Source organism: Oceanobacillus longus (assembly GCF_042650085.1).
Classification (GTDB): Bacteria; Bacillota; Bacilli; order Bacillales; family Amphibacillaceae; genus Oceanobacillus; species Oceanobacillus longus.
The window spans coordinates 83562-108652 of the sequence record NZ_JBHSAO010000004.1 but is presented as its reverse complement, the minus strand read 5'-3'; the positions used below and the strand labels follow the sequence as shown (position 1 = coordinate 108652).

The following is a 25091-nucleotide window of genomic DNA, read 5'->3' as shown; positions in this document are numbered from 1 at the left end:
AAACGGAAGCAGGAGAACCGTCCCCATGCTTCCTATAAGATCTTGTTTAAGAATTCTTTGGTTCGTTCTGATTGTGGGTTTGTAAAAATTTGCTCCGGATCGCCCTGTTCAACAATGACGCCATCGTCCATAAACAGGACTCTGTCTCCTACTTCTTTTGCAAATCCCATTTCATGTGTGACGACGACCATTGTCATTCCTTCCAGTGCAAGTTGCTTCATTACTTCGAGCACCTCACCGACGAGTTCAGGATCTAAAGCGGAGGTTGGTTCGTCAAACAGCATCATTTTTGGCTCCATCGCAAGTGCTCTAGCGATGGCCACACGCTGCTGTTGCCCGCCAGATAGTTGGGATGGGAATTGTTCCGCTTTATCTGATAAACCAACTTTTTCTAGTAGTTTCAATCCGCGTGCTCTGGATTCTTTTTCCGAAAGTTTACGCACCTTTTGTGGAGCGAGCATAATATTTTCAATCACATTTTTATGTGGAAATAGATTAAATTGCTGAAACACCATCCCAATTTCTGTTCGTACCATATTAATATCTGTCTTTGAATCACTTAAATTATGACCATCAACAACGACATCTCCACTTGTAATGGACTCCAGCATATTCAGACAACGGAGAAACGTACTTTTCCCCGAACCACTCGGACCAATGACACAAACAACTTCCTGTGGCTCGATATGGCAATCGATTCCTTTCAGCACTTCATTGTTGCCAAACTTTTTATGTAAATCTTTTACCTTAATCATTTTATATCCAACCTTCTTTCAACAATGCGCAAGACAAAGGATAACGTCAGTGTAATAGCCAAATAGAAAACGGCAACCATTGTATAAATTTCTACTGCATTAAAATAGTTCGACGCAACCAATCTACCTTGAAACATAAGTTCCGGAACGAGAATAACAGATAATAACGACGTATCTTTTATACTGATAATAAACTGATTACCAAGTGGTGGAATCATCCGCTTAAAAGCTTGTGGCCATACAATGTAGCGCATCGCTTGACCATGACTTAACCCGAGTGAACGTCCGGCTTCCATTTGCCCTTTTTCAATAGACTGAACGGATCCACGAACAATTTCTGCAATGTAAGCACCTGAATTCAATGCGATGACAAGGATACCTGCTGTCACGGATTCCATATTATAATTCGTAATTAAGGGAAGAGCAAAAAATATCCAAATCGCCTGAACCAATACAGGAGTTCCGCGAATAACTTCAACGTATAAGGAAGCAATTCCGTATATAATTTTATTTTTGGCAATTCGCCCAAATCCAAAAATACCACCTAAAACAAACCCAATCAACAGGCCTATTACCGAAATTAACAGGGTATAATAAAGTCCAGTCCCTAACTGTGGTAAAAATTCAATAACTCCTACCCAATCAAATCTTCCTTCCATTGTTCCACCTCACATAATGAAGCTAAGGATTATCAAAGAAACAATGATAATCCTTAGCTTTTTCATTTTCTTAGAAGATTACCTCTCGTTGTGTATACATTTTACTTGCGAAAATACTTATTCTGTTGGTTCTCCAAACCATTTTGAATAGATTTCATCATAGGTGCCATTTTCTCTTAAACTAGCTAATGCCTCATTGATAGCAGTGACAAGATCTTCCTCACCTTTCGTAATCGCGATACCATAATCCTCAGCCTGGTACAAATCTCCAATTACCTTCAAACTACCTTCACCTTGAGTTTGAATATAGTAGTTAACGTTCGGTGCATCATAGAGAATCGCATCCGAGCTGCCATTTTCTACAGAAAGATAAGCTTGATCCAATTGCTCGTATTGATTTGCCTCAGCACTCTCAATATTCTCTTCAATATAAGATGCACTTGTTGAACCTAATCGAGTGGCAACTGTTTTTCCTTCAAGATCTTCTATTCCATTAATATCTTCATTATCACTTGCGACTCCGATAGCCAAACCGGATTCATAGTAAGGATCACTGTAATCGATTGCCTTTTTACGATCTTCTGTAATACTGATTCCAGCAATAGCGATGTCGAATTGCCCAGTTTGCAATCCTGGGATAATTCCATCAAAATTCGTTGTTTCTAATTCGATTTCAAATCCAGCTTCTTCTGCAATCGCATGAATCAAATCAATATCAAATCCTGTATATTCACCGTCTTCCATAAATTCAAATGGAACAAATGAAGTATCACTTACTACCGTGTATGTATCTTCTAACTCTGACCCTGTTGATGCTTCAGTGCTTTCTGTACTCTCTGAGCTTTCTGCACCCTCTGTATCTTCGGTGGTATCTGTTTCTTCCTCCGACCCACATGCAGCCAACAGAAGAATAAGCATGATAGAAATAAATACAGTAACCTGTGTTTTCCAATTTCTCTTTCTCATTTAATATCCCCCTCGTATAAAAATTTACTTGTTAGAATATAGCAACAACTACAATGTTAACAAAGATGGCACTTTTTAGAAAATTTAATATTAAACTAAATACTTGGATATAAACGCATAAAGTGGGGTTTTGGGACTTATGTCAGTCATATGCTTAGAAATATGCTGAATTACTAGTATTTCATGATGATTCTGTCGATTTGAACGAAAGCGTGAGAAAGCAAAGGGACGGTTCTCCTGCTTCCATTTTACAATCATTTGGAAGTGTAGAACCGTCCCCATACTTTATTTAAGCGCTTTTTCGCATAGCTTTCATAATTAGACTTACGATGAAAATAAGAACAATTGCACCAATTAATGCTGGAATAATGAAGAAGTCTCCAATTTCAGGTCCCCAACTTCCTAAGAGTGCAGAACCTAGCCAAGCACCAATAAAACCTGCAATAATATTACCAATAATTCCACCTGGTATATCCTTTCCAACGATCAGACTCGCGATCCAACCTAGAATACCACCAATAATTAAACTCCAAATAAATCCCATGATTATCTCTCTCCTTTTTATCGTGATGTATTATACTGTATTACCTATTTATCAAATTTTTAAACTTAAATGGGGAATTTGTTGATTGAATCAGCGAAACGAGGGAATAATGGTGCCTGTTGCTTACTACTTATCGTATGAAATGAATGGGAGGCGGTGAATATGGACTGGTTGTTAGGCGTCCATAGGGGATAGAGCAGAGGGAGCAACACACCTCATGCTCAGAAGATAACTTGCTCGAATCCTGGGAAGGAAGCACCAGAACCGTCCCCGTGCTTCCGTTTGCTTCTGAGTAGATAGAAGGATTTAATAGAAGAATGCTTTTTTCGCCCTATTTTACTGTATAATATAAATATTCAAAATATGAAGGGTGTGACATGTTCATGAAGTTAAAGTCTCGGATGAAACAAGGAGCATTATTGGTTGTAATTGCAGTTCTTGTAGGATTCTCCTTTATAGGACAGGAAGAAGCACTATTTGTAAATGCATCCGAAGAAATTACAGAAACAGAATTCGCAGAAAATGCTACGTTGGAGGAAAAATTGGCTGTCCTTCTAGAGAATGATCAGTTGGATGGAACGGTAACTGGCGTAAGCGTGAAGCATGCGGATAGTGGTGAATTGCTTTTTTCACAGGACGGAAATATTCGTCTGCACCCGGCATCCAACATGAAATTAATTACATCAGCAGCGGCTTTAGATACACTAGGTGCAGATTATCGATTCAGCACGGAGGTGTTAACGGATGGTGCGCAAAAAGGAAATATACTACATGGGGATTTGTACATAAAAGGTAAAGGTGATCCGACATTATTGAAAATAGATTTTGATCAATTTGCAACAGATTTGAAGGACCAAGGGATTAGCAAAGTTAAAGGTGATCTCGTAGGTGATGACACCTGGTATGATGATGTTCGTCTCTCCGAAGATCTAAATTGGTCGGATGAGCCCTTTTATACAGGTGCACAGATTTCTGCATTAACGCTTTCACCAAATGACGATTATGACGCTGGAACAGTTATTATCCAGGTCAGCACAAAAGAGGAAGTCGGTGGAAAAGCAGAGGTGACAGTGAGTCCGGAAACCGACTATGTGACAATAGAAAACAACACCGAAATGGTACCCGCAGGTGAGAGGAAAGATATTTCCATTGAACGGGAACATGGATCGAATAAAATTATAATAGAGGGAACGATGCCAGTAGATGGCTCTAATTCACGCTCATGGGTCTCCGTATGGGAACCGACGGGATATGCAACGGATGTATTTCGGAAAGCATTAGAAGAACAAGGCATTACATTCATTGGAAAGTCAGAGGAGAGATTCGAAGCAACTCCGGTCGATGCAACCGTACTTACCTCCAAGAAATCTATGCCACTGGAGGAATTACTGATTCCATTTATGAAATTAAGCAACAATGGCCATGGGGAAGTCTTAACGAAAGAAATGGGAAAAGTTGTCCATAACGAAGGAAGCTGGGACAAGGGCATTGAAGTGATGGAAGAAGTCATAACAGAGCTTGGTGTAAACCCAGATACGATCTTGCTTCGCGACGGATCGGGAATGTCGCATAAAAATATGATTCCAGCAAATGACCTTGCACAGCTGCTTTACACAGCACAGGAAAAGAGCTGGTTTCCAGTATTCCAACATGCTTTGCCAATTGCAGGAGAGCCGGAACGTTTCGTTGGCGGGACATTGCGTAATCGCATGACCTCAGAACCGACTAAAAGCAATGTCACAGCAAAAACAGGCTCACTAACTGGAGTATCTACACTTTCTGGCTATGTAACAACAGCCGATGGTGAGAACTTGATTTTTTCCATCATGATCAATAACTACCTCGGCTCAACTAGGAATATACAAGCAGTGGAAGATAGCATAGCAACAACACTCGCAAGACACGAATTTTAGCATATAGAAGCATAGGCGGAAGCACGGGGACGGTTCTCCTGCTTCCTTTTTTTGTGCTTAGAGGAAGCAAAAGAACCGTCCCTATGCTTCCTTCCACGTACAAAAAAAGAGCTCGATGATGAGCTCTTTTCAATGATTCTCTTTAAATGATTGGCATGCCATGGCGCTGATAGGCAGCCGCTTCGAGATATGACATTCCTTGAACTTCAGCAAATGCTGCAAGGTTTTCCGGGATTTTAGGTTCATAGTTTTTCGGTGGTGCTGCATGACCCATTCTACGCTGATTTCCAGAATTTCTGCGTGCAAATGGCCCCCAGATCGCAAGGGTTAAGCCTGGCGATTGGATATTTATGAAAAATGTTTTGCCATCAGGAGAGAAGGTAGGTCCGGCCAACTCAGAGTTATTCAACATATTTTCGGCAAAGACGTATGTTTCTCCTTCTGGCGTGATTCCTATAATGCGGTCCGTCCCATTGCCATCTTCGGCAATCCATAAATCTCCCCATGGAGTGATGGTAATGTTATCCGGCGATTCTAGATCATTCGAATTCGTTGACTCATAGAAAAGCTCTAATGTATTTGTCGCAGGAATATAACGATAAACCGTTCCTAGATTTTCACTGCCGCCAGATGTATCGGAAAACCAGAACACACCGCCTACAAAATGGCAGCCTTCCAATCGTGAGAACTGGATACAACCTTGTTGCCTTGCTTCGAGAGTAGGTTTTTCGGGGTTCACATCTTTCCAAACGATTCCAAATTTTTGCCCGGAGTAAAAATTGCTCGCCTCATCCGAACTCAATTCTTCAAAGGCAGCAGCCTGTAGTTTGCCACCTTTTTGTAACGAACCAATCTTTTGACTGCGATCTACTGGAATATAACGATAGAAATAACTCGGACCAGCATCTTCTGTCAAATAGACGATTCCCGTTGCAGGGTCAACATCCACAGCCTCGTGCGAGAATGCGCCCATTTCTCGGATTGGCGTTTTTGACAGGTTACTTTCTGGATCAAGAGGATCGACTTCAAAAACATAGCCATGTCCTTCCTCAAGTGTCTCTTCACAAGTTAGCCAAGTCCCCCATGGAGTGGCACCGCCTGCGCAATTCCGAATGGTACCTGCAGAGGTAACGTATTCCTCTTGTACTTTACGGTTTGCACCTATGAGAAGTGCCGTGGTCCCACCGGTATTATCTTTATCATAAGGATTTTTACCAATTACAGGGTTGCTCGTGTCAGTAGATAATTCGTGATTACGTACGAGAAGTGTTGAATTTTTAGGTCCGTTGAATGCGGCCATGCCATCGAACATCGACGGGATTGGACGGCCATCCGAAAGTTTTCCGCCTTCTTCAGAGATAATCCGGTATTGAAATCCTCTTGGAAGCTTGAAGACTCCGCCAGTATCATCTATCAAAGGCCCATAACCACTAAGTACACCTTTTGAATTCGCTGACGATTTTGCTGAGGCTGCTAATGCGCTATTTCCACCGAGGGAAAGGATACCTGTTGCTCCTAGTGCAATTGTTGCCGTGCTCATTCCGCCGACCTTCAAAAACTTACGCCTGTCCATATTCGATTTCTCATTCATGGAATTCCCCACCTTTAGATAGTTTTATCGCTCCTAAAATTGAAAAGTCTATGAAAGACAAATCAACTATATTAATAGACTATCAATACTTTATTAACTAGATATGTATTTGTAATGAAAATAATGTAAATTCTGTTATTATTCGCATTTTCTATTATTGGTACATGTTAAGGTTGAAAAGAAAGGACCTTGAACGAAGAAAACGTACAAAGTTTAACGAAAGAGGGGATGTTCTATATGTTGTCATCGATCGGTATACCAGGGTTAATTCTAATTTTAATTATCGCATTAATTATTTTCGGGCCAAAAAAACTTCCGGAGATTGGAAAAGCTGCAGGAGATACCTTACGTGAATTTAAAAATTCCACGAATGATTTAACAGCCGAAACTACAGCTGAAGAAGTAAAAGAAACAACACACACCTCAAAAAAATAAAACAAAAGGAAGCACGGGGACGGTTCTCCTGCTTCCTTTTTTACATTTATGGAAGCAAAAGAACCATCCCCATGCTTCCTTTTTTATAGTATAATGGCCATATTGATGAATGGATGGGGGCAGGTATTGATGGAATGGCAAACAAACTTTAGTAAATGGAATCGTTTTGAAAAATTAGAGGCAGAACTCAAGGGGAAATTGGCTGAATTGGAAAAAGATCCAAAGCAACTCGAAGACAGCTTTTACAAAACTTTGGAATTTGGTACTGGGGGAATCCGCGGGGAACTTGGACCGGGAACAAACCGGATGAACATCTACACCATCCGAAAAGCTTCAGAAGGATTAGCGCGTTACATAGAAGAAAATGGTGAGGAAGCAAAAATGCGTGGAGTTGCAATTGCATATGATTCACGTTTCAAATCGCCTGAATTTGCGATGGAAGCAGCGAAAACGCTCGCAAGTCACGGTATTCAGACATATGTATTTGAATCACTGCGTTCGACACCGGAATTATCTTTTGCAGTAAGGTACTTGCATGCATACAGTGGAATCGTTATTACTGCAAGCCACAATCCCCCGGAATACAATGGGTTTAAAGTGTATGGGGATGACGGGGCACAGCTTCCACCATTAGTAGCAGATGAAGTGATTGCAAAAGTTAATGAAGTAGACGATGAATTAACGGTAGCTGTTGGCGATGCAGAAAAACTAAAAGCTGCAGGACTTATCAACATGATTGGCGATACGGTAGATCAAGCTTATATGAAGCAGATTCAAACTATTAATGTCAACCCGGATGTGATCAAGCATGTTGCGGATGATTTCAAAATCGTGTTTACGCCATTGCATGGAACCGGGAATATTCCAGTGAGAAAAGGTTTGGAAGCAATCGGATTCAAGCATGTCCATGTTGTAAAAGAACAAGAACTGCCGGATTCCAATTTTCCCACGGTCACATCACCGAATCCGGAAGAACATGCTGCATTCGCGTTGGCCATCCAGTATGGTGAAAAATATGATGCAGATATGCTGATTGGAACCGATCCGGATGCCGATCGTGTAGGTGTAGCTGTTCGAAACAGCCAAGGAAACTACGAAGTGCTGACAGGAAATCAGGTTGGTGCACTTTTGCTACATTATTTAATTACCGAAAAACAAAAGCAGGGTGAGCTTGCATCAAATGCTACGGTCCTAAAAACAATTGTTACATCAGAAATCGGACGCGATATTGCAGCAGCACACGGTCTGGATACGATCGATACTTTAACCGGATTTAAATTTATTGGTGAGAAAATCAAGGAATATGAGCAAACTGGTAAGAGAAGCTATCTATTTGGATATGAAGAAAGCTACGGCTACTTGATTGGCGATTTTGTACGTGATAAAGATGCGGTCCAAGCATGTGTGTTGATCGCTGAAGTTGGAGCATATTACAAATCAAAGAACATGACAATTTATGAAGGGCTGTTGAATGTCTTTAAACAATATGGCTACTATAAAGAAGGTCTTGAGTCACTGACATTAAAAGGAAAAGACGGCATTGAGCAAATCAATACGATATTAACTGCATTTCGTAACAACCCTCCAGTAGAAATGGCTGGAAATGCAATTGTAGCTGTGGAAGATTATCAAACGAGTAAACGTGTAGCGGGAGATTTGGAAGAAGAAATTCTTTTGCCAAAATCAAACGTATTGAAATATAGATTAGAAGGTGGATCATGGTTCTGCCTAAGACCATCTGGCACAGAGCCAAAAATTAAATTTTACTTCGGTGTGAAAGAAGACACACTGGATGCTAGTGAAAAAGCGCTTGATGAGTTGAAAAAAGCCGTCATGCAACGGGTTAATGAAGAGATAAAATAGGAAGCACGGGGACGGTTCTTTTGCTTCCAAAAGTGAGTAATATATAATTTTAATGAAAGACTTTCTTATAAGGGGAGGTCTTTTGTTAAATTTTTTTTGCTTAACTGGGACATTATAGATAATCGTCTTTTAAATTGCCAGGAGGGACTAATATGAAACTAATTGCTATAGACTTGGATGGTACATTGCTGTCTGAAGATGGTTCGATAAGCAAAGAAAATCGAGCAGCAATACGAGAGGTACAAAGCAGGGGAGATATAATCGTGATTTCCTCGGGGCGTTCGCTGCATGATACGAAACAGATTTTGCAAGATGTAGGGCTTGAATGTCCGATTATAACTGGTAATGGAGCGGTTGCCTTTCATAGTGATGAAATACTTCAAAACCTGTACTTAGAAGCGGAAGTAATCGGAAAATTAATGGACGTTATCGACGGAGTTGGGGTCTATTATGAGCTCTATACAAATAAGGGCGTTTATATTGAAGAAAGAGGAAGGGAGATTTTGAGCAAGGAAATTCAACGGTTGCAGAAATTGGATGCCGATTTGGACATGAAAGCGGCTAATAGAATTGTTGATATCCAATACGAGCAGAACGGTCTCACCTTAGTTCCTAACTATCGGAATATAGATTATAAGCCGTTAGAAGTTTACAAAGTATTTGTTCTTTCCTTTGATCGTGGGAAACTCTTGAAGCTTCGGGATCGTTTACAGGAAAGAAGTGATATATCACTCACTACCTCCGGCCTGCAAAAGCTGGAAATCGGAAATCCTGAATCAAGCAAAGGGAATGCACTTCGATTTATTGCGAATCATTTCGGAGTACCTATGGAAAATACCGTTGCGATTGGTGATAATTTGAATGACCTTTCCATGTTTGACGTTGCTGCGATTAGTATAGCGATGGGAAATGCGGAAGAAGTAGTGAAGAAGCGAGCTACATATGTCACGAGGGATTATAGTGATGATGGAGTAGCATATGGATTGAGAGAGTATGTTGAGTGATGGAAGCATGGGGACGGTTCTCTTGCTTCCATTTTGGCTCTTTAAAATTAAGCGATACGCCTGGAAGTTGCGCGGTACCTCCTCGAAGTTGAGTGATACCCCCTCAAAGTCGCGCAAAATATGCCCTGGAAGTTGAGCGATACACCTCAGAAGTTGCGCAATACGCCCTGGAAGTTGAGCGATAATCCCTCAAAGTCGCGCAATACGCCCCCTAAGTTGAGCGATAACTGGTCAAATTCGAACAAACTCCACCAATAGTTAGGCCATATCCATTAACTCCAACCCCTCAGGTGCCTGTCACTCCCCGAGTTTTGTCAATTATTGTCGAAAAGGAAGCAGGAGAACCGTCCCCACGCTTCCACCTCCTACGCGTTTTCCAGTGCTTGCACTTTTCCTGTATGATACAATTACTGGATGACCAACAGAGGTTAATCTTTATTTGCAAAGGGGCTAAAATTGATGAAGGATGACGATTTGTGGTACCGACTTGATAATGCAGGAAAACTATATTCATCCATCATATCTTCCAGGGCGACAACTTTATTCAGGGTGTCTGCTACGCTGACGAAGTCAATTGATCCTGAGCTTTTACAAGCCGCTTTGGATGCAACACTGGAGCGATTTCCTTTTTATAAGGTGCAATTAAAGCAGGGGTTCTTTTGGTATTATTTTGAGGGGACGAATCAAACCCCGATGGTGGAGAAAGAAATTTATTATCCATGTATGAGTTTATCCATTAAAAGACGAGGGTCTTTTCCATATAGGGTGTTATATTTTAATAAGCGAATTGCCTTGGAAGTGTCTCACAGTATTACGGATGGGACAGGTGCACTTACGTTTTTACAAGAGCTTGTCACACAATATTTTCATTTGAAGGAGTCTATTCCGTTAAAAAGTGAGGCAATAAGCGAAGAACAGTTGCAATCGGAAACGGAAAATGCGTTTCGAAAGTATTATGAAAAAGATATTCCTGCTCCAAAATCGCGAGTTGGGAAATCATTTAAGCTCCCAATCCAACTGGACAGAAAAGGGCAATATCATATCATGACAGGAATTTTAAATGTAGAAACATTAAAGAAAAAGGCAAAAGCGTACGATGTTTCCATCACGATATTTCTGACTGCTATTTATATTGAGAGTCTGCTAAAAATACAAGAGGAAACAGGGGGACGTAAAAAGCCAATCGTCATTAATGTTCCCGTTAATATGCGTTCTTTTTTTGAAAGCAAGACGATGAGGAACTTTTTTGTAAGTATCACTCCTTCCATCGATGCGAGGCTTGGTGCATACGATTTTGAAGAAATTTTAGCTGAGTTAAAAATTGAGTTTAGCCGGTTACTTACTCCTAAAAAGTTAAAGCAGTATATTAAGCGGAGTGTAATCAGTGAGAAGTCTTTAGCCTTAAGATTAATGCCATCGCCAATCAAGGATATCGTGGCACCATCTATTTATTCTTTCTTTGGTGAAGGTCAATATACCAGTGGGTTGTCCAACTTGGGAATTGTCCATATGCCAAGCGAAATAAAAGACTATATTGAAAGGGTTGAATGTTATCCACCTCCTAGTATAGGGAATAAAGTAAAAGCTTTGATGATAAGCTACAATCATCATGTTTACATCTCTTTTGGAAATTTAACGAAAGACCGAATGCTGGAACGGGAGTTTTTTCGAGGTATTCGTAATCTCGGAATTGACGTGACTATAGAAACTAACGATGAGGAGTAAAAACAATGGCCTATTGTCCAAAATGTGGCATTAAAGTGGAAGGAGATAATCGACCTTGCCCATTATGCAACTTTCATATCCCAAAAGTGAATGAAGCCAAAGTAGCGGTAGAAAGAAAGTTTCCTAAAGCTGCCAACCCATACCCTGCACATCTGAGAAGGGTGCTAAACCGGATTTTTGTTTTTGTAACTTTACTGGTATTCGTCGCAGTTAGCCTCATGTTCTATATAGACTATGAGTTAAATCAGGATTTTACTTGGTCAAGATATAGCAATATTAGTATTCTGGCCGGCTGGGGGATTTTATATTTTTCATTCGGATATGTACAAAACTACTATAAAGTAATTATCGGTATCGGTTTGATTTCATTAGTACTATTATTTGGATTGGACATTTTCAGTGGAAGTCTTGATTGGTTTGTCCCGTTAGCATTTCCAATCGTTGTTGGGACCTCTGCTATCGGTATAAGCTATTGGAGTTTAATTAGAGCCCTATCCGTAAGAGGATTTAATGTCATCGGATTTTTCTTTATCGCCGTTGTCATCCTTTCTATGTGGATAAACTTTTTCATTAATCGATATCAACATGAAACGGATCTATTAAATTGGTTAATCGTCACTGCCTTGCAACTATTACCAGTAGCTCTAATTATGATCTACGTCAAATTCGCTATGCCAGAACGAATCAAACAAAAAATCGCACGAAAATTTCATTTGTAATTGGAAGCACGGGGACGGTTCTTTTGCTTCCAATCGCGTGTAGGCAAGCGTTATTTAAGAGTTTCCGGGAATGATTCAGCGGATTCCCCTCGTTTATCCGCGAATCGCACGGCTTATTCCGCGAATATGAGGATAATTCCGCAATTTCCAATGTTATATCCGCGAATGCGAATGCACTCTCCACCCGTCCTGTACACCGAACCATCCGGTGCCTGTCACTCCCCGAAATTTGTCATATATTGTCGAAAATGGAAGCAGGAGAACCGTCCCCATGCTTCCCCCTCCAGGTCACAATCGCTTTTCAAAACCGAAAAACGGCAAAGTCCGCTCTTCCATATAATACTCTCCAACCTTCTGATAACCGAGTCGCGTAAATAAACGTTCTGCTTTTTCATTAATGGAATATGTATCAATCTTCATACCAGATAAACCCAACTCTTTAAAGTATTCCTCAACAAAAGTAATCAACATGGACGCAATATTTGAATTGCGATGGTCTGCGTCAACAGTTAAACGGTGAAAAGTGCCGCATTGATCGTTGGGAAGGTTCCATTTCAAATTATCATACTCGTTCGCTAAGTTTTGATCGGCCGAAATAAAACCTAAAACAGTACCAGCGTTCTCGTATATAAATAGAGAAGAATGCTTTATATCCTCAGTAAAATGATCACCAGTTGGATACGTATCGTCCCACTGATTGCTTCCTTCTGCGTTCATTACCTCTATCGTTTTATTAGCAATCCTTACAATAGTATTTAAATCCCTCTTTGTAGCTAGCCGAATCATGCTGTTCCATCCTCCTCTTGAAGTGAACCCACTAAGTGAAGCATTATCTTCTAATGCTTTGAACATTATAATACATCATGGAATAAAGGAAAACTAACATTGCAGGGAAATTAAAAATGGAAGCAAGAGAACCGTCCCTATGCTTCCTGATGTTAATTTTTTGTAAATTCTTCATGCTAGGTTTACATGATAAAAAGGGTGTAGTGGATAAATCTCTATGAAGTGCATCGTATTGGGGTTTATTTGTAATTGGTGATTTATGTAAATTAACTCAATTGTAAAGACAATTTACATAACTAATATAGTTTCTTAAATTGTAGTTTAATTTTCCTTAACATTTGTTATCTATAATGAAATTAGGTTAAGAGGGAGGAGGATTGGATGGACAGAATGGAATTGCATATACATTCTACATTTTCAGATGGTGAACAGACGCCGGAGGAGATACTGCGTTTAGCAAAAGAAGAAAACATTCAGGTACTTTCCTTTACCGATCATGATGAAACAGGGGCTTACAAGCAGAGCCGTGAATTGGCGAGTGAGCTTGGTATTCAATTAATACCTGGAATTGAATTGAATACAGACGGTGAGGACGGTGAATTACATATACTTGGTTACTTTTTTGATCATGATCATCCTCGGATGGTTAAACATATTTCATGGCGGAAAGAAGAACGCAGGCGCTGGGCAAGGGAGATTATTGACCGACTGAATGAGTTGGGTTATATGGTTACCTTTGAGGATGTAGACAAGTATGCTTACGGAGATATTATTGTACGCACACATATTGCGAGCGCACTTTATGAGAAAAATTATTTTCCCACTTCCCAAGCTGCTTATTATTCTCTTTTAGTAAAAGAAAAGCCAGCATTCATTACACGGGAGCCTTTCTCAGCTGAAGATGCCATTGCATTAATTAAAGACTGTGGTGGAGAAGCTTACTTAGCCCATCCTGGAGCATATCCTTTTTCCATCAATGAAGAAAATATCCTTTCCTATGGGATTGATGGAATCGAAGTGTATCACTCCAAACATAGCGAGCAGGATGTGGAATACTGGAAGCGATTTGCGGACATACATCACTTGTTGATTTCCGGTGGCTCCGATAGTCATGGGCCAGCTTCCCGTAATCCTTTTCCAATAGGAAGTATTCAAATGGATGACATATCAAAAAAACATTGGTTGGGAAGGGTTGGTTCGACACGATGAAAGTCTTTTTTGCATCGTCTTTATGTTGGGATTATCCCCCGATCGAAGTGATCGCCATTGCTAAGGAATACAAGATACAAGGCTTGGAACTGTGGGCGGAGCATATCTACCATCACCAGTCAGACCCTTATGAAATCCGCTCCGCCGCTGAAAAAGAAGGTGTCACCTTATCGTTACATGCCTCGAGCTGGGATTTGAATATTTGTTCCATTAACAATGGAATTCAGGAACAATCCGTACGTGAATTAAAGAAATCTATTGATCTAGCAGAAGCACTTCAGGTTGTGCATATGACATTTCACCCTGGCAGATTCACGGTGAAAAACTATTTAGCCCACGCCCATATGCAGGCATTGGTAAAAAACACAAAGGTGATCGTGGAATATGCTGCAGCCAAAGGGGTCGTTCTTTCTCAAGAATTAATGGAGCCAATCGCAAAAGAGATGATAACGAATCCGAGAGCCATGAATACATTTCTCGAGCAAGTTGGACAGGGGCTGCACGTTACCTTGGATATTGCACATACGCCTTTGGAAGAAAGTAACATCAATTACTTGGACAATCTGGAGCGGGTAAATAGTATTCATTTAAGTGATTCCAGTAAGAAGCAGTACCATCTGCCCCTCGGGGAAGGAGAAATTGATCTTGACTCGATACTAACTTCTTTATCAAACACTGATTTTCCAGTTGTGCTAGAAGGGATGGATACTACAAGGGAATTAACTTTTTTAAAAAAGCATCTGGCATTTTTACAGAACGCTGGTTGGATAGAAGGGAAGACAAACGTTTGAAAATTTTAATTACAAATGATGATGGCATTTTTGCGCCAGGAGTAGAAGCACTGGCTGATTTACTTTCCCATTTTGGCGAAGTGGTGATCGTTTGTCCCGATACGGAAAAAAGTGCCTATAGTCATAAAATCACATTACGCCAGCCACTGAAATTAAAAAAAATTGACTTTGCTCCCAATGCGGAAGCATATGCGGTAAATGGTTCTCCGGCAGACTGTGTAAAACTTGCGATGGAAGTACTGCTGAAGGAAAAACCGGATATTGTTTTTTCGGGAATCAATATTGGGCCAAATGTCGGTCGGGATATGTATTATTCCGGAACGATTGCTGCAGCTCAGGAAGCTATGCTGTACCAGGTTCCTTCCGTCTCGGTTTCCTTAGAAACGTTTAAGACATCTAAAATTAAATTCAGTATTGTGAAGCAGCTGCTTTACAATGTTGTGGAGGTGATTCTGCAGAATAAAATAGCGAAAAATGTCATGCTGAATGTTAATTTGCCTTATACATCGAAGGAGCTTTGCAAAGGTGTCTGTGTCGTACCGATGGATCTGTCCATCTCCCGTTATAATTTTGTCGCATTAAACGATCCACAGGGACAGGATTACTATTGGCTGAAGGATAGTTATCAAGATTTAAAAGTGAATGAAGGAACCGATTATCACCTGTTGAAAGATGGTTATATTACCGTCTCACCGATTGATTTAAAGAATACGCAGAAACGAAAAATTGATCAAATAAGCCGCTGGTTCAATAAAATCAACTATATTCAGGAGGAAAACTAAATGAAAAAAAGTCTATTTCTATTACTTACCATGTTACTTCTATTGCTTGCAGCTTGTGGAGACAGTACAGAGGACGAAACAGCAGCAGACGCATCATCCGATGAATCCGGTGAACTAAGTGGAGAGTTGGAATTCTATACGTCCCAACCGGATGTGGACGCGGAACAATTAGTAGAATCATTTAATGAAACATATCCAGATGTTGAAGTTAATATTTTCCGCTCTGGTACAGAAGAAGTAATTAGTAAAATCAATGCGGAAAACCAGGCTGGAGACGTCGTTGCTGATGTCCTGTTAGTAGCAGACGCTGTCACATTTGAAGGCTTAAAGAAACAAGATATGTTAATGGAATATGTTTCCCCTGAAGCAGAAACTATCCCAGAAGCGTTTGTTGATGCAGATGGTACGTACACAGGAACAAAAATCATGGCAACTGGACTTGCCATTAATACGGAAAATGTAACAGAAGCACCAACTTCATGGCAGGTACTGACAACGGAAGAAGCAGCGGATCAAGTTGTTATGCCGAGTCCGTTATACTCCGGTGCAGCAGCTTACAATCTTGGTATATTTACACGTAACAATGCTTTTGGTTGGAATTTCTATGAAGAAATCAAAACGAATAATCCAATGATTACAGAGGGAAATGGTGCTGTCGTAGAAAATGTGGCATCTGGTCAAAAGTCGTACGGCATGGTAGTTGATTATCTAGTCGCACGTGCGGCAAATGATGGTTCCCCGGTAGAATTGGTTTATCCGGAAGAAGGCGTACCGGTTATTACAGAACCAATCGGTATTATGGAAAATACAGAACAGGAAGACATTGCAAAAGCATTTGTTGATTTCGTTCTTTCCGAAGAGGGCCAGAAACTACAAGCTGAGATTGGTTATACGCCAATACGTGAAGGAGTAGAAGCCCCAGAAGGACTAAAATCTTTGGATGAATTCGAAGTACTTAGCGCACCAATTGATGAATTATATCAGAACCGTGAAGCAGATAAACAACAATTTGACGAAATATTTTCAAAGTAAAGTCTAACGGAACTGTAGGGTGAGGATATTGATGAACAAAGAGACAAAGAATGAAATTAATCAGGAGGAAAAGCGCACTCGCGCTATTTCCTCTGCCTTTTTTAAACCCAATCTGTATAAAATGATTGCCATCGGTCTAGTAATTATCTTTTTTGTTGTCCCGATCATTCGCTTATTCATAATGAGCTTTACAAGTGATCAGGGAATCAGTCTACAATTCTATGAAGCTATTTTAAAAGATGAGCGGACATGGCAGGTATTAAAAAACACCCTGTTTGTCGTTGCTGGTTCTACAGTGATTTCTTTAATTTTAGGTACCGTTTTTGCATGGATTGTTGCCTATACGGATATTCGTTTGAAAAATATTGTACAGTTATTTGTATTTCTTCCATTTATCATCCCATCTTACATAACGTCTTTAGCTTGGGTGCAATTTTTTGGCCCGGCTGGTTTAGTGGAGAACCTTCTTGAAGGCTTATCCATTAACATTGCTGCGTGGAACTTATACAGTATGTCGGGCATCATTTTTGTTATGGGGATCAGTCATTTTCCACTCGTTTACTTGTTCACTGTCAATGTCTTTCGGCAAATTCCACGTGAAATGGAGCTGGCTGCACGGATTTCGGGAGCATCACGGTGGACATCTTTTTCAAAAATTGTCTTACCAATGGCATTGCCTGGCATTGTTGGTGGTTCATTCATCGCCTTCTTGGGGGGATTGGATAATTTCGGGATTCCTGCATTTTTAGGTACTCCAGCAAATATTTCCGTGCTTTCCACGTACATTTATCAAAAGATAATCGGATTTGGGACCTCGGCATTTCATGAAGCTGCTGTCCTGTCCGTGATTCTTGGGTTGATTGCCATGATGGGAATCAGTTTGCAATGGTTGTTATTAAGAAAGACAAAACGGATTGAGACAACCAAAATTGATTATAACCCCCGTTATTATTTAGGAAAGGGAAGGCTCACCGTCGAAATTTTGATCTGGCTGTTTTTTGCCATGACAAGTATCTTTCCTTTAATATCGATGGTCATGACCTCCTTTTTAAAGGCATATGGTCTGGATTTTGTAATGGAGAACCTTTCGTTGGAAAACTATCAATATATATTAACGAGAGAGTCAACGATTGATTCGATTTTAACAAGTGTAAAATTGGCCGGGGTAACAACCGTTATTGGGATTATTGCGGGAACGATTTTTGCCTATTACCGCGTGAGAAAAGCCAATGTCACGACAAAACTGATGGAAAATGCGATTACGATTCCTTATGCATTGCCTGGAACGGTATTGGCGCTGGCCATGATTTTTGCTTGGATGGAGCCTATTCCTGGGTGGAATCCTGGTATTTATGGTTCAGCAGCAATTCTTTATATCGCCTATATAACCCGGTTTTTAATTTTACAAGTGCGAAGTGGGATTACAGCCTTTCAGCAGGTTGATATTGAAGTGGAAGAAGCAGCACGCATTAATGGTTCCAATGGGTTTGGAAAATGGAAGAAAATTATGCTTCCATTAATCGCCCCAGGTATCTTAAATGGAGCGATGCTTGTCTTTTTGAGTGCGTTAACCGAATTGACCGTTTCCTCACTACTTTATTCATCGAAATCGGAGACGATCGGTGTATCTATCTTAAGTTTTCAGCAGTCTGGATATACCCTCTACTCCACTGCCTTTTCTAGTATTATTGTCGTATTGATTATCTTAGGTTATTTTATCTTATTTGCAGGACAAGCCGTTTGGAAAAGAAAGGTGGTAAAAAGTAAATGAGCACAACAATGGTAAACATCAATAAAAATTTTGGCAAATTCCAGGCGCTTCACCATATTGATTTAACCGTGAAGGATGGTGAATTTCTTGCGATTTTAGGTCCATCTGGTTGTGGGAAAACGACGCTATTACGATTGCTGGCAGGATTTGAATCACCAACGGATGGTACGATTGAAATCGATGGAAAGGAAGCTGCCAATTCCAAGAAAGTCATTCCACCGGAACAGCGAAATGTCAGCATGGTATTTCAGTCCTTTGCACTTTGGCCACATATGAATGTACGGGAGCATATCCAATTTGCGATGGATTATCATCGGTTTGTTGACAAGGGTTGGAAAGGGAAATCGGCTTCACGGATTGAGGAAGTATTACAAATTGTTGGGCTTGAAAAATTTGAGAAGCGGATGCCCGGTGAACTTTCCGGCGGGCAAAAACAGCGTGTCTCCCTGGCCCGTGCAATTGCCCCAGAACCAAAACTGTTGCTTATGGATGAACCACTAAGTAACTTGGATGCTGAATTACGAATGGAAATGCGTCATGAAATTCAAAAACTGCATCGATTAACGAAAGCATCCATACTGTATGTGACACATGATCAGGGGGAAGCATTGGCAATGGCTGATAGAATTGTCGTTATGAATGGCGGGAAAATTGAACAAATCGGTACGCCGGAGGATATTTATTATCATCCTGAAACACCGTTTGTTGCCACTTTTGTCGGGAAAGCGAATCTCTTTGAAGGTAGGTGGAAGAACTCTTCGTTTTCACATGTGGATAGCCCGGTCGTTTGGGAGGATGACGGATTTTCGAAGCAACTAAAGGATAAAAATATCTATCCGCTTCGTCCTGAACAAATCAATCTATCGCATCCAAGTGATAAGCAACTAACAGGAAAAATTATTACAAAACAATTCCAAGGAAAAGAATACCATTACTCCATCGACATAAACGGAAAAATAATCGTAGCCCACCTACCACTCCAAGAACAATTCCAAATCGGCCAACACGTCGCAATAACCCCAAGGAAGCACGGGGACGGTTCTCTTGCTTCCGAAATAGGGAATCCTAATGAATTGCTAGTTTGATAGCTAAAAATGTATTGATAAACGGCCTTCACCGTAACACCTAGGTGGGAGGCTGTTTTTCTTCTTTCATTGGAAGCAGGTGTGGAAGCACGGGGACGGTTCTTTTGCTTCCAATAGCGTGTAGGCAAACGTTATTTAAGAGTTTCCGGAAATGATTCCGCGTATCCAGCTCGTTTATCCGCGTATTTCCAAATTTATCGGGCAATTATACGACTTATTCCGCGAATATGAGGATATTTTCGCGATTTCCAATGTTATATCCGCGAATGCGAATGCACTCTCCACCCGCACTGACTGAACCATCCCGTGCCTGTCACTCCCCGAGTTTTGTCTTATATTGTCGAAAGTGGAAGCAGGAGAACCGTCCCCATGCTTCTCTCATGCTTCCTTTCTTCATCCTTTTTCAAATCGTACTTTCCATAGTTTTAAGCATAGATCTAGTAAAAAGACGTCGTCGGGGTCATCGAGGGTGCGGTCTGTTAGTTTTTCGATTTTCCTCAAGCGATATAAAAGGGACTGGCGATGTAAGGATAGTGTTCGGGCTGTTTGGCTGACATTTTTTTGATGGTAGATGTAAGTTGCGAGGGTGTGTAGTAAATCCAGTCCTTTATTCCTATCATAGGATGCTATATTTCCAATCGTTGCATGCATGATTTCGGTTGCTGATGGGTTATTCATGAGGGCTGCGAGCAGTTGATAGATTCCTGTGTTCGCATAGGTGAACCGAAGACCTGGCCCTTTATGGCTTCTACCGATTTCCAAAGCAGTTCTGGCGTTTTGATGACTTTGGTGGAAGGTAAATTTTCCTGCCTGGTTTTCCCCTATGCCCCAAGAAAATGCGGGAATCTCATTTTTCCCCACTGCTACATCCATTTTATCCAAAAATAGGTGGGTCTGTTGGGTTACATTTTCTTGGGTACATTCTAAAAACACGATGACAAAATGACGCTGGAATGTATAAATCACTTTTTTCCTAAGCAATGTAGCTGATGACTCGAGAATATTGGATACGGATCGTTTAAATGTTTTTTCAATTTGATTAATGGAGTCACTGCCTGAAATGGTATAAAATTCAACGAGATTCTCTGGATAACCAACCATGCATACATAGGATAACTGCACATCGAAACCTAACTTTTCCGCTTGCTTCGTAAACTCACTTTTACCTGTTGCGTTCCAGTCGCCACTCAATAAGATTTGCATAAACTCTTCTTTTTCCTTCTCTTGCTGATCTACTTTGGATTGTTCTTTAAGAATCCATAGTGAGAGAATCGTGACGGCTTGATTCAGGATTAACCACGGAATCGGTGTTGCATTTGGTGATTTGGATTGAAGATGTAGATGATAGGATTCCTGTGTTGCAAGATGCATTGGTAATGTTTGTGTAAAGTGGCCATCCTTTAAATGGTTGAGGCTTGGCTCTGCTTGGTGAAATGAAGGTAGGAGTGATTCGGATTCGATTAACTTCGTGTCCAGCCATCCGCTATCCTCGTTTTCCACAAAAATTTCCATTTTTAGTTCCTGAGATAAATAAGATACCGCCTCATCGAGTGATTGATTATCCAAATACAATTGAAGCAGCTTGCGTTGAATGATATCTGCTTTTCCTTGAGAATTTTGCTCCCATTGGTTAATTTGTTCCAAGGTGATTTTAATAATATCGCCAAATCGGAGTTCCCATGGTAATTCAATAAGCGGAAAATTTTGACCTTGGCAATAGCTGATTATTTGTTGTGGGATTTCTAAAACATGCCTGCCGGTGGAAATGGCCATGGCGGCAGCTCCGGCATTACAAATGGCCTCTACATAGGAAAGGAAAAGGTCAGGGTTGTTCCCACACCCAATCGCCGTCGTTAACACGAGTTCATTTTCCCGAACAAAATCCTCGACCGGCATTTCCATTACGGTAACCGAGTCAATGGGCTGCGAGGAAATAATCGTTTCAGCGGCCAATAGATTGGCAGAATTCAATAAGGGGTTGGTAATTAAATCCTTCACGGTATATTGCAACGAAATGACCTCCTTCTATTCATATATATATGTTTAAATATAGGATTCTATCGCTTTAAAATGGGAGACGCCATCAACATTACAACCGCTTATGATCAGAACAATATTTTCCTGACGATCAATCGGTAATAATTCATCGAGTAATGCACCAACACCAATTGCTGCAGCACCCTCTACCATGATGTGATGCTCTTTATAGAGGTAGGCCATCCCTTTTGCAATCGAATGTTCAGGGATAAGGAAAGATTTATCAACATAGTTTTTTGTCATCTGGAAAGTGTAGCGATTATTAGAACCGATTCCACCTAGCAAACTATCTGCTAATGTGGACTCCTCTGTAACAGATACAGTTTTTCCAGCTTGTAAGCTCTCGTGCATGGCAGCTCCTTTTTCCATAGAGACCCCAAAGACGCGAATGTCCGGATTGGTCTGTTTCATCACTAAACCGATGCCGGACAGAAGACCTCCACCTGATAACCCACCAATGACACAGTCAACTTGCGGTAAATCTTCCAGTATTTCAAGAGCGATCGTTCCTTGACCTGCGATGACATGTGGATGATCGAACGGTGGAATAACCGCTAAGCCTTGTTCTTTTTCCAGTTGATAACAGCGTTGTTCAGCATCATCCTGTGCCTCTCCATAAATCTCCAGTTCAGCCCCTAATTCTTTTATCGCAGCTAATTTTACGGTTGGGACATGTTTTGACACACAAATACAAGCGCGGATGCCCATTTTTTTGGCAGCTAGGGCAACAGCAAGGCCATGGTTTCCAGTTGAAAAAGTAGTGACACCATGCGCTTTCTCTTCTGCAGTTAAGTGATTGATTGCGTTGACAGCACCCCTCATTTTAAAGGCATTACTCTCATGGAGATGCTCGTACTTTAAATAAATAGTGGCCCCGTATTGTGCGGAAAGTTTCTTCGAATGAATAAGTGGCGTTTTTTTAACAACAGATTGAATCGACTTTCTGGCTTCCCAAACAGTTTGTACGGTCATCTGAAGTGTCTTTTTTTCCTTTGATGGACCTGCCATGAGTAAATCTCCCTTCGATGCATCCTATGAGATGTATTCTGACAGATAATTATCTGAAATTCCACAAAAATATAAAAATTCAACCCGAAAAGATTGCCACTATAAAATTGTCTAATAAAAATCATACAAAATGGTGAATAGTATTTTTGAATTTTAAGTTGTAAAATAATTGTAATAATTCAATTTAATAAGTTATTCGTTAATCTCATATATAAGGGGGTTGGTTTGGAAGATGACTGCTTTTGCAAATATGGAGTACAGGGAGCGCATTCGAAAGACGAAAGAAAAAATGGTGGAAAAAGGATTGGATGTGCTGCTGATTACTGACCCGGCAAACATGAATTATTTAACAGGGTATGATGGGTGGTCCTTCTACGTACACCAACTGTTAATGATACTCATAGATGAAGAGGAGCCATTTTGGATTGGGCGGGGCCAGGATTTGAATGGGGCACGGGCAACTACATGGTTAGGTGATAGCCATCTGATTGGTTATCCGGACGACTTTGTACATTCAACGGAAAAGCATCCCATGGACTTTGTCTCCAATATTTTAAAAGAAATCGGTGAGGCAAATGCGACGATTGGGATTGAAATGGATACGTATTACTTCACTGCCAAGTGCTATACCAGATTAAGAGCAGAACTAACACAAGCAACTTTCCAGGATGCTACCAATCTGGTGAATTATATTCGAATTATCAAATCAGCTAAGGAAATTGAATATATACGAAATGCGACCAAAATTGTAGAAAAGGCGATGCAGACAGGGATCGATGCCATTGAGGTTGGTGTAAGGGAGTGTGATGTTGTTGCCGCTATCATGCATGCCCAAATAAGCGGCACCGCCAGCTACGGTGGAGATTATCCTGCAATCATGCCACTTCTCCCGTCCGGCATAAAGACAGGGACCCCGCACTTAACATGGACGGATGAACCATATAAATCCGGAGACCCCGTCATCCTGGAACTGGCTGGGTGTTATAAACGATATCATTCACCACTATCCCGGACCGTTTTTATTGGGGAAACAAATCCCAAGGTCACATACTTGGCAGATGTTGTTATCGAAGGATTAAATGCGACGATTGACGCCATCAAACCGGGAATGACAGCAGAGGAGGTTGAAGCAGTTTGGAGCAAATCGATTGCCAAAAGTGGCTTTATTAAAGATACCCGTATCGGCTATTCGATGGGACTCAATTATCCGCCTGATTGGGGGGAACATACCGTAAGTTTACGCCCGGGAGATAAAACAGTATTACAGCCAAATATGACATTCCATGTGATTCCTGGAATCTGGCTTGCACAGTATGGCGTTGAAATTAGTGAATCGATTCGCATAACGGAAACGGGTTGTGAAGTCTTTGCTAATTTTCCTAGACAACTGTTTGTCAAACCTTCCGAGAAAATCTTTAAGCTGGGAGGTATGTATGAAAATATTTGACGAAAGACAGATCCGGAAGTTTGTCCATGTGAACCCAAAGGCTATTGAAATCGTGGAGGAAGGGTTCACTGCATTAGCAAGAGGAAACGTAACATTACCGCCAATCATGTCTATGGATATTCCCGAACATCATGGGGAAATCGATGTGAAAACAGCTTATATAAAGGGACTGGATACGTTTGCTGTTAAAATTTCATCGGGTTTTTTTAATAATCAATCACTCGGTTTGCCAAGTTTAAGTGGCATGATGCTCTTATTGTGCTCCAAGACGGGTCTTGCGGAGGCGATTCTGCTGGATAACGGCTATTTAACCGATATACGAACGGCAGCAGCTGGGGCGGTTGCGGCTGACTATCTGGCTAAAGAACAGGTAAAAAGCGTTGGCGTGATTGGAACCGGTACACAGGCCCGTTATCAAATGGAGGCACTCTTACAGGTAAGAGATTTCGATGTCATCTATGTATATGGTCGGAAGCGGGAGTCCGCAGAAAAGTATGCAGCGGAGATACGCGAGAAACTTGAGAAAAATGTGATCATTGCGGAGAGTGTGGAGGAAGTGATAAGGATGAGCGAGATTGTTGTGACAACTACATCTGCTACGGAACCGTTTATCAAGGAAGAATGGCTGCATCCAGGACTTCATATTACCGCGATGGGTTCTGATACAGAGCATAAGCAGGAACTCGATGCTAAGGTGTTCCAGAAGGCGGACGTTATTGTATGTGATGTGCAGTCACAGTGTTTTAGGCTTGGAGAACTTCATCACGCAATTGCACAAGGGATTGTGACGCCTATGGATCCGCGCCTTATCGAATTGGGTGAGCTCACGTCCGGTATGAAAAAATGCCGCCGGAATGATAAGCAAATTACGATTTGTGATTTAACGGGTACAGGTGTTCAGGATACCGTCATTGCAAGGTTTGCTTACGCGCAGTTACAGGAAACAACAAATCTTTAATGGGAGGCTGA

General features: G+C 41.0%; 22 protein-coding genes. 14 read left to right on the top strand and 8 right to left on the bottom strand.

Features of this window, described 5'->3' with window-relative positions:
- Nucleotides 1-32: 32 nt before the first annotated feature.
- From ACFOUV_RS07160 to ACFOUV_RS07145, 4 genes are all read right to left on the bottom strand, one after another.
- Nucleotides 33-755 (bottom strand): amino acid ABC transporter ATP-binding protein, encoded by a 723-nt coding sequence (locus ACFOUV_RS07160; RefSeq protein ID WP_379496101.1) that lies wholly within the window; start codon nucleotides 753-755, stop codon nucleotides 33-35.
- Nucleotides 752-1414, bottom strand: coding sequence for an amino acid ABC transporter permease (locus ACFOUV_RS07155; RefSeq protein WP_379496100.1), 663 nt, complete (start codon nucleotides 1412-1414; stop codon nucleotides 752-754). Before ACFOUV_RS07155 ends, ACFOUV_RS07160 begins: the two co-directional genes overlap by 4 nt.
- 117 nt (nucleotides 1415-1531) lie before the next feature.
- Nucleotides 1532-2380: a glutamine ABC transporter substrate-binding protein gene (locus tag ACFOUV_RS07150; protein ID WP_379496099.1), complete on the bottom strand. Its 849-nt coding sequence runs from the start codon at nucleotides 2378-2380 to the stop codon at nucleotides 1532-1534.
- A gap of 289 nt (nucleotides 2381-2669) precedes the next feature.
- Nucleotides 2670-2924: a GlsB/YeaQ/YmgE family stress response membrane protein gene (locus ACFOUV_RS07145; RefSeq protein ID WP_379496098.1), complete on the bottom strand. Its 255-nt coding sequence runs from the start codon at nucleotides 2922-2924 to the stop codon at nucleotides 2670-2672.
- Nucleotides 2925-3307: 383 nt separating this feature from the next.
- Here ACFOUV_RS07145 and dacB point away from each other — a divergent pair, with 383 nt between their 5' ends.
- Nucleotides 3308-4837 carry a D-alanyl-D-alanine carboxypeptidase/D-alanyl-D-alanine endopeptidase gene (gene dacB / locus ACFOUV_RS07140; RefSeq protein WP_379496097.1) on the top strand — a complete coding sequence of 510 codons (1530 nt, stop codon included), beginning with the start codon at nucleotides 3308-3310 and terminating at the stop codon, nucleotides 4835-4837.
- Nucleotides 4838-4979: 142 nt separating this feature from the next.
- Here the strand turns inward: dacB and ACFOUV_RS07135 are convergent, their stop codons facing one another.
- Complete coding sequence (locus ACFOUV_RS07135) at nucleotides 4980-6428, bottom strand: alkaline phosphatase PhoX (RefSeq protein WP_379496096.1); 1449 nt, start codon at nucleotides 6426-6428, stop codon at nucleotides 4980-4982.
- Between the two features lie 237 nt (nucleotides 6429-6665).
- Between ACFOUV_RS07135 and tatA the strand changes: the two genes are divergently transcribed.
- The 5 genes from tatA (at nucleotide 6666) to ACFOUV_RS07110 (ending at nucleotide 12174) form a co-directional block, all read left to right on the top strand.
- Nucleotides 6666-6863 (top strand): twin-arginine translocase TatA/TatE family subunit, encoded by a 198-nt coding sequence (gene tatA / locus ACFOUV_RS07130; RefSeq protein ID WP_379496095.1) that lies wholly within the window; start codon nucleotides 6666-6668, stop codon nucleotides 6861-6863.
- Nucleotides 6864-6992: 129 nt separating this feature from the next.
- Entirely contained in the window at nucleotides 6993-8726 is a 1734-nt protein-coding gene (locus ACFOUV_RS07125) for a phospho-sugar mutase (protein WP_379496094.1), read from the top strand.
- A gap of 152 nt (nucleotides 8727-8878) precedes the next feature.
- Nucleotides 8879-9730, top strand: a complete 852-nt coding sequence (locus tag ACFOUV_RS07120) for an HAD family hydrolase (protein WP_379496093.1) — start codon at nucleotides 8879-8881, stop codon at nucleotides 9728-9730.
- A gap of 459 nt (nucleotides 9731-10189) precedes the next feature.
- Nucleotides 10190-11455, top strand: a complete 1266-nt coding sequence (locus ACFOUV_RS07115; RefSeq protein ID WP_379496092.1) for an alcohol acetyltransferase — start codon at nucleotides 10190-10192, stop codon at nucleotides 11453-11455.
- A gap of 5 nt (nucleotides 11456-11460) precedes the next feature.
- Complete coding sequence (locus tag ACFOUV_RS07110) at nucleotides 11461-12174, top strand: DUF6320 domain-containing protein (RefSeq protein ID WP_379496091.1); 714 nt, start codon at nucleotides 11461-11463, stop codon at nucleotides 12172-12174.
- A gap of 288 nt (nucleotides 12175-12462) precedes the next feature.
- Here ACFOUV_RS07110 and ACFOUV_RS07105 read toward each other — a convergent pair whose 3' ends face one another.
- On the bottom strand, nucleotides 12463-12960 hold the full coding sequence (locus ACFOUV_RS07105) for a GNAT family N-acetyltransferase (protein WP_379496090.1): 498 nt from the start codon (nucleotides 12958-12960) through the stop codon (nucleotides 12463-12465).
- Between the two features lie 381 nt (nucleotides 12961-13341).
- On the opposite strand from ACFOUV_RS07105, the gene ACFOUV_RS07100 reads away from it, so the two are divergent.
- From ACFOUV_RS07100 to ACFOUV_RS07075, 6 genes are read left to right on the top strand one after another with little or no spacing between them, the layout of a single operon-like run.
- A complete protein-coding gene (locus ACFOUV_RS07100) occupies nucleotides 13342-14169 on the top strand; it encodes a PHP domain-containing protein (RefSeq protein ID WP_379496089.1) in 828 nt (275 codons plus the stop codon).
- Nucleotides 14166-14960, top strand: coding sequence for a sugar phosphate isomerase/epimerase family protein (locus tag ACFOUV_RS07095; protein ID WP_379496088.1), 795 nt, complete (start codon nucleotides 14166-14168; stop codon nucleotides 14958-14960). Before ACFOUV_RS07100 ends, ACFOUV_RS07095 begins: the two co-directional genes overlap by 4 nt.
- The gene (surE, locus tag ACFOUV_RS07090; RefSeq protein ID WP_379496087.1) at nucleotides 14957-15742 is read left to right on the top strand and encodes a 5'/3'-nucleotidase SurE; all 786 of its coding nucleotides are present in this window, start codon (nucleotides 14957-14959) and stop codon (nucleotides 15740-15742) included. The genes ACFOUV_RS07095 and surE overlap by 4 nt, the downstream gene beginning before the upstream one ends.
- Nucleotides 15743-16774, top strand: a complete 1032-nt coding sequence (locus tag ACFOUV_RS07085; RefSeq protein ID WP_379496086.1) for an ABC transporter substrate-binding protein — start codon at nucleotides 15743-15745, stop codon at nucleotides 16772-16774.
- A 31-nt stretch (nucleotides 16775-16805) separates the two neighbouring features.
- The gene (locus tag ACFOUV_RS07080; protein ID WP_379496085.1) at nucleotides 16806-18545 is read left to right on the top strand and encodes an ABC transporter permease; all 1740 of its coding nucleotides are present in this window, start codon (nucleotides 16806-16808) and stop codon (nucleotides 18543-18545) included.
- Nucleotides 18542-19630 (top strand): ABC transporter ATP-binding protein, encoded by a 1089-nt coding sequence (locus ACFOUV_RS07075; protein ID WP_379496084.1) that lies wholly within the window; start codon nucleotides 18542-18544, stop codon nucleotides 19628-19630. The genes ACFOUV_RS07080 and ACFOUV_RS07075 overlap by 4 nt, the downstream gene beginning before the upstream one ends.
- Nucleotides 19631-20023: 393 nt before the next feature.
- Here the strand turns inward: ACFOUV_RS07075 and ACFOUV_RS07070 are convergent, their stop codons facing one another.
- Nucleotides 20024-21640 carry a PucR family transcriptional regulator gene (locus ACFOUV_RS07070; RefSeq protein WP_379496083.1) on the bottom strand — a complete coding sequence of 539 codons (1617 nt, stop codon included), beginning with the start codon at nucleotides 21638-21640 and terminating at the stop codon, nucleotides 20024-20026.
- A gap of 33 nt (nucleotides 21641-21673) precedes the next feature.
- Nucleotides 21674-22675, bottom strand: a complete 1002-nt coding sequence (gene eutB / locus ACFOUV_RS07065; protein ID WP_379496082.1) for a hydroxyectoine utilization dehydratase EutB — start codon at nucleotides 22673-22675, stop codon at nucleotides 21674-21676.
- A gap of 232 nt (nucleotides 22676-22907) precedes the next feature.
- On the opposite strand from eutB, the gene ACFOUV_RS07060 reads away from it, so the two are divergent.
- Both ACFOUV_RS07060 and ACFOUV_RS07055 read left to right on the top strand, forming a co-directional pair.
- Entirely contained in the window at nucleotides 22908-24122 is a 1215-nt protein-coding gene (locus ACFOUV_RS07060) for a M24 family metallopeptidase (protein ID WP_379496081.1), read from the top strand.
- Nucleotides 24109-25080, top strand: coding sequence for a cyclodeaminase (locus ACFOUV_RS07055; protein ID WP_379496080.1), 972 nt, complete (start codon nucleotides 24109-24111; stop codon nucleotides 25078-25080). Before ACFOUV_RS07060 ends, ACFOUV_RS07055 begins: the two co-directional genes overlap by 14 nt.
- Nucleotides 25081-25091: the final 11 nt, after the last annotated feature.

What these genes read in the sequence shown, in the direction of transcription:
- ACFOUV_RS07160 (WP_379496101.1), bottom strand. Translation starts at nt 755, where the DNA reads ATGATTAAGGTAAAAGATTTACATAAAAAGTTTGGCAACAATGAAGTG.
- ACFOUV_RS07155 (WP_379496100.1), bottom strand. Translation starts at nt 1,414, where the DNA reads ATGGAAGGAAGATTTGATTGGGTAGGAGTTATTGAATTTTTACCACAG.
- ACFOUV_RS07150 (WP_379496099.1), bottom strand. Translation starts at nt 2,380, where the DNA reads ATGAGAAAGAGAAATTGGAAAACACAGGTTACTGTATTTATTTCTATC.
- ACFOUV_RS07145 (WP_379496098.1), bottom strand. Translation starts at nt 2,924, where the DNA reads ATGGGATTTATTTGGAGTTTAATTATTGGTGGTATTCTAGGTTGGATC.
- dacB (WP_379496097.1), top strand. Translation starts at nt 3,308, where the DNA reads ATGAAGTTAAAGTCTCGGATGAAACAAGGAGCATTATTGGTTGTAATT.
- ACFOUV_RS07135 (WP_379496096.1), bottom strand. Translation starts at nt 6,428, where the DNA reads ATGAATGAGAAATCGAATATGGACAGGCGTAAGTTTTTGAAGGTCGGC.
- tatA (WP_379496095.1), top strand. Translation starts at nt 6,666, where the DNA reads ATGTTGTCATCGATCGGTATACCAGGGTTAATTCTAATTTTAATTATC.
- ACFOUV_RS07125 (WP_379496094.1), top strand. Translation starts at nt 6,993, where the DNA reads ATGGAATGGCAAACAAACTTTAGTAAATGGAATCGTTTTGAAAAATTA.
- ACFOUV_RS07120 (WP_379496093.1), top strand. Translation starts at nt 8,879, where the DNA reads ATGAAACTAATTGCTATAGACTTGGATGGTACATTGCTGTCTGAAGAT.
- ACFOUV_RS07115 (WP_379496092.1), top strand. Translation starts at nt 10,190, where the DNA reads ATGAAGGATGACGATTTGTGGTACCGACTTGATAATGCAGGAAAACTA.
- ACFOUV_RS07110 (WP_379496091.1), top strand. Translation starts at nt 11,461, where the DNA reads ATGGCCTATTGTCCAAAATGTGGCATTAAAGTGGAAGGAGATAATCGA.
- ACFOUV_RS07105 (WP_379496090.1), bottom strand. Translation starts at nt 12,960, where the DNA reads ATGATTCGGCTAGCTACAAAGAGGGATTTAAATACTATTGTAAGGATT.
- ACFOUV_RS07100 (WP_379496089.1), top strand. Translation starts at nt 13,342, where the DNA reads ATGGACAGAATGGAATTGCATATACATTCTACATTTTCAGATGGTGAA.
- ACFOUV_RS07095 (WP_379496088.1), top strand. Translation starts at nt 14,166, where the DNA reads ATGAAAGTCTTTTTTGCATCGTCTTTATGTTGGGATTATCCCCCGATC.
- ACFOUV_RS07085 (WP_379496086.1), top strand. Translation starts at nt 15,743, where the DNA reads ATGAAAAAAAGTCTATTTCTATTACTTACCATGTTACTTCTATTGCTT.
- ACFOUV_RS07080 (WP_379496085.1), top strand. Translation starts at nt 16,806, where the DNA reads ATGAACAAAGAGACAAAGAATGAAATTAATCAGGAGGAAAAGCGCACT.
- ACFOUV_RS07075 (WP_379496084.1), top strand. Translation starts at nt 18,542, where the DNA reads ATGAGCACAACAATGGTAAACATCAATAAAAATTTTGGCAAATTCCAG.
- eutB (WP_379496082.1), bottom strand. Translation starts at nt 22,675, where the DNA reads ATGGCAGGTCCATCAAAGGAAAAAAAGACACTTCAGATGACCGTACAA.
- ACFOUV_RS07060 (WP_379496081.1), top strand. Translation starts at nt 22,908, where the DNA reads ATGACTGCTTTTGCAAATATGGAGTACAGGGAGCGCATTCGAAAGACG.
- ACFOUV_RS07055 (WP_379496080.1), top strand. Translation starts at nt 24,109, where the DNA reads ATGAAAATATTTGACGAAAGACAGATCCGGAAGTTTGTCCATGTGAAC.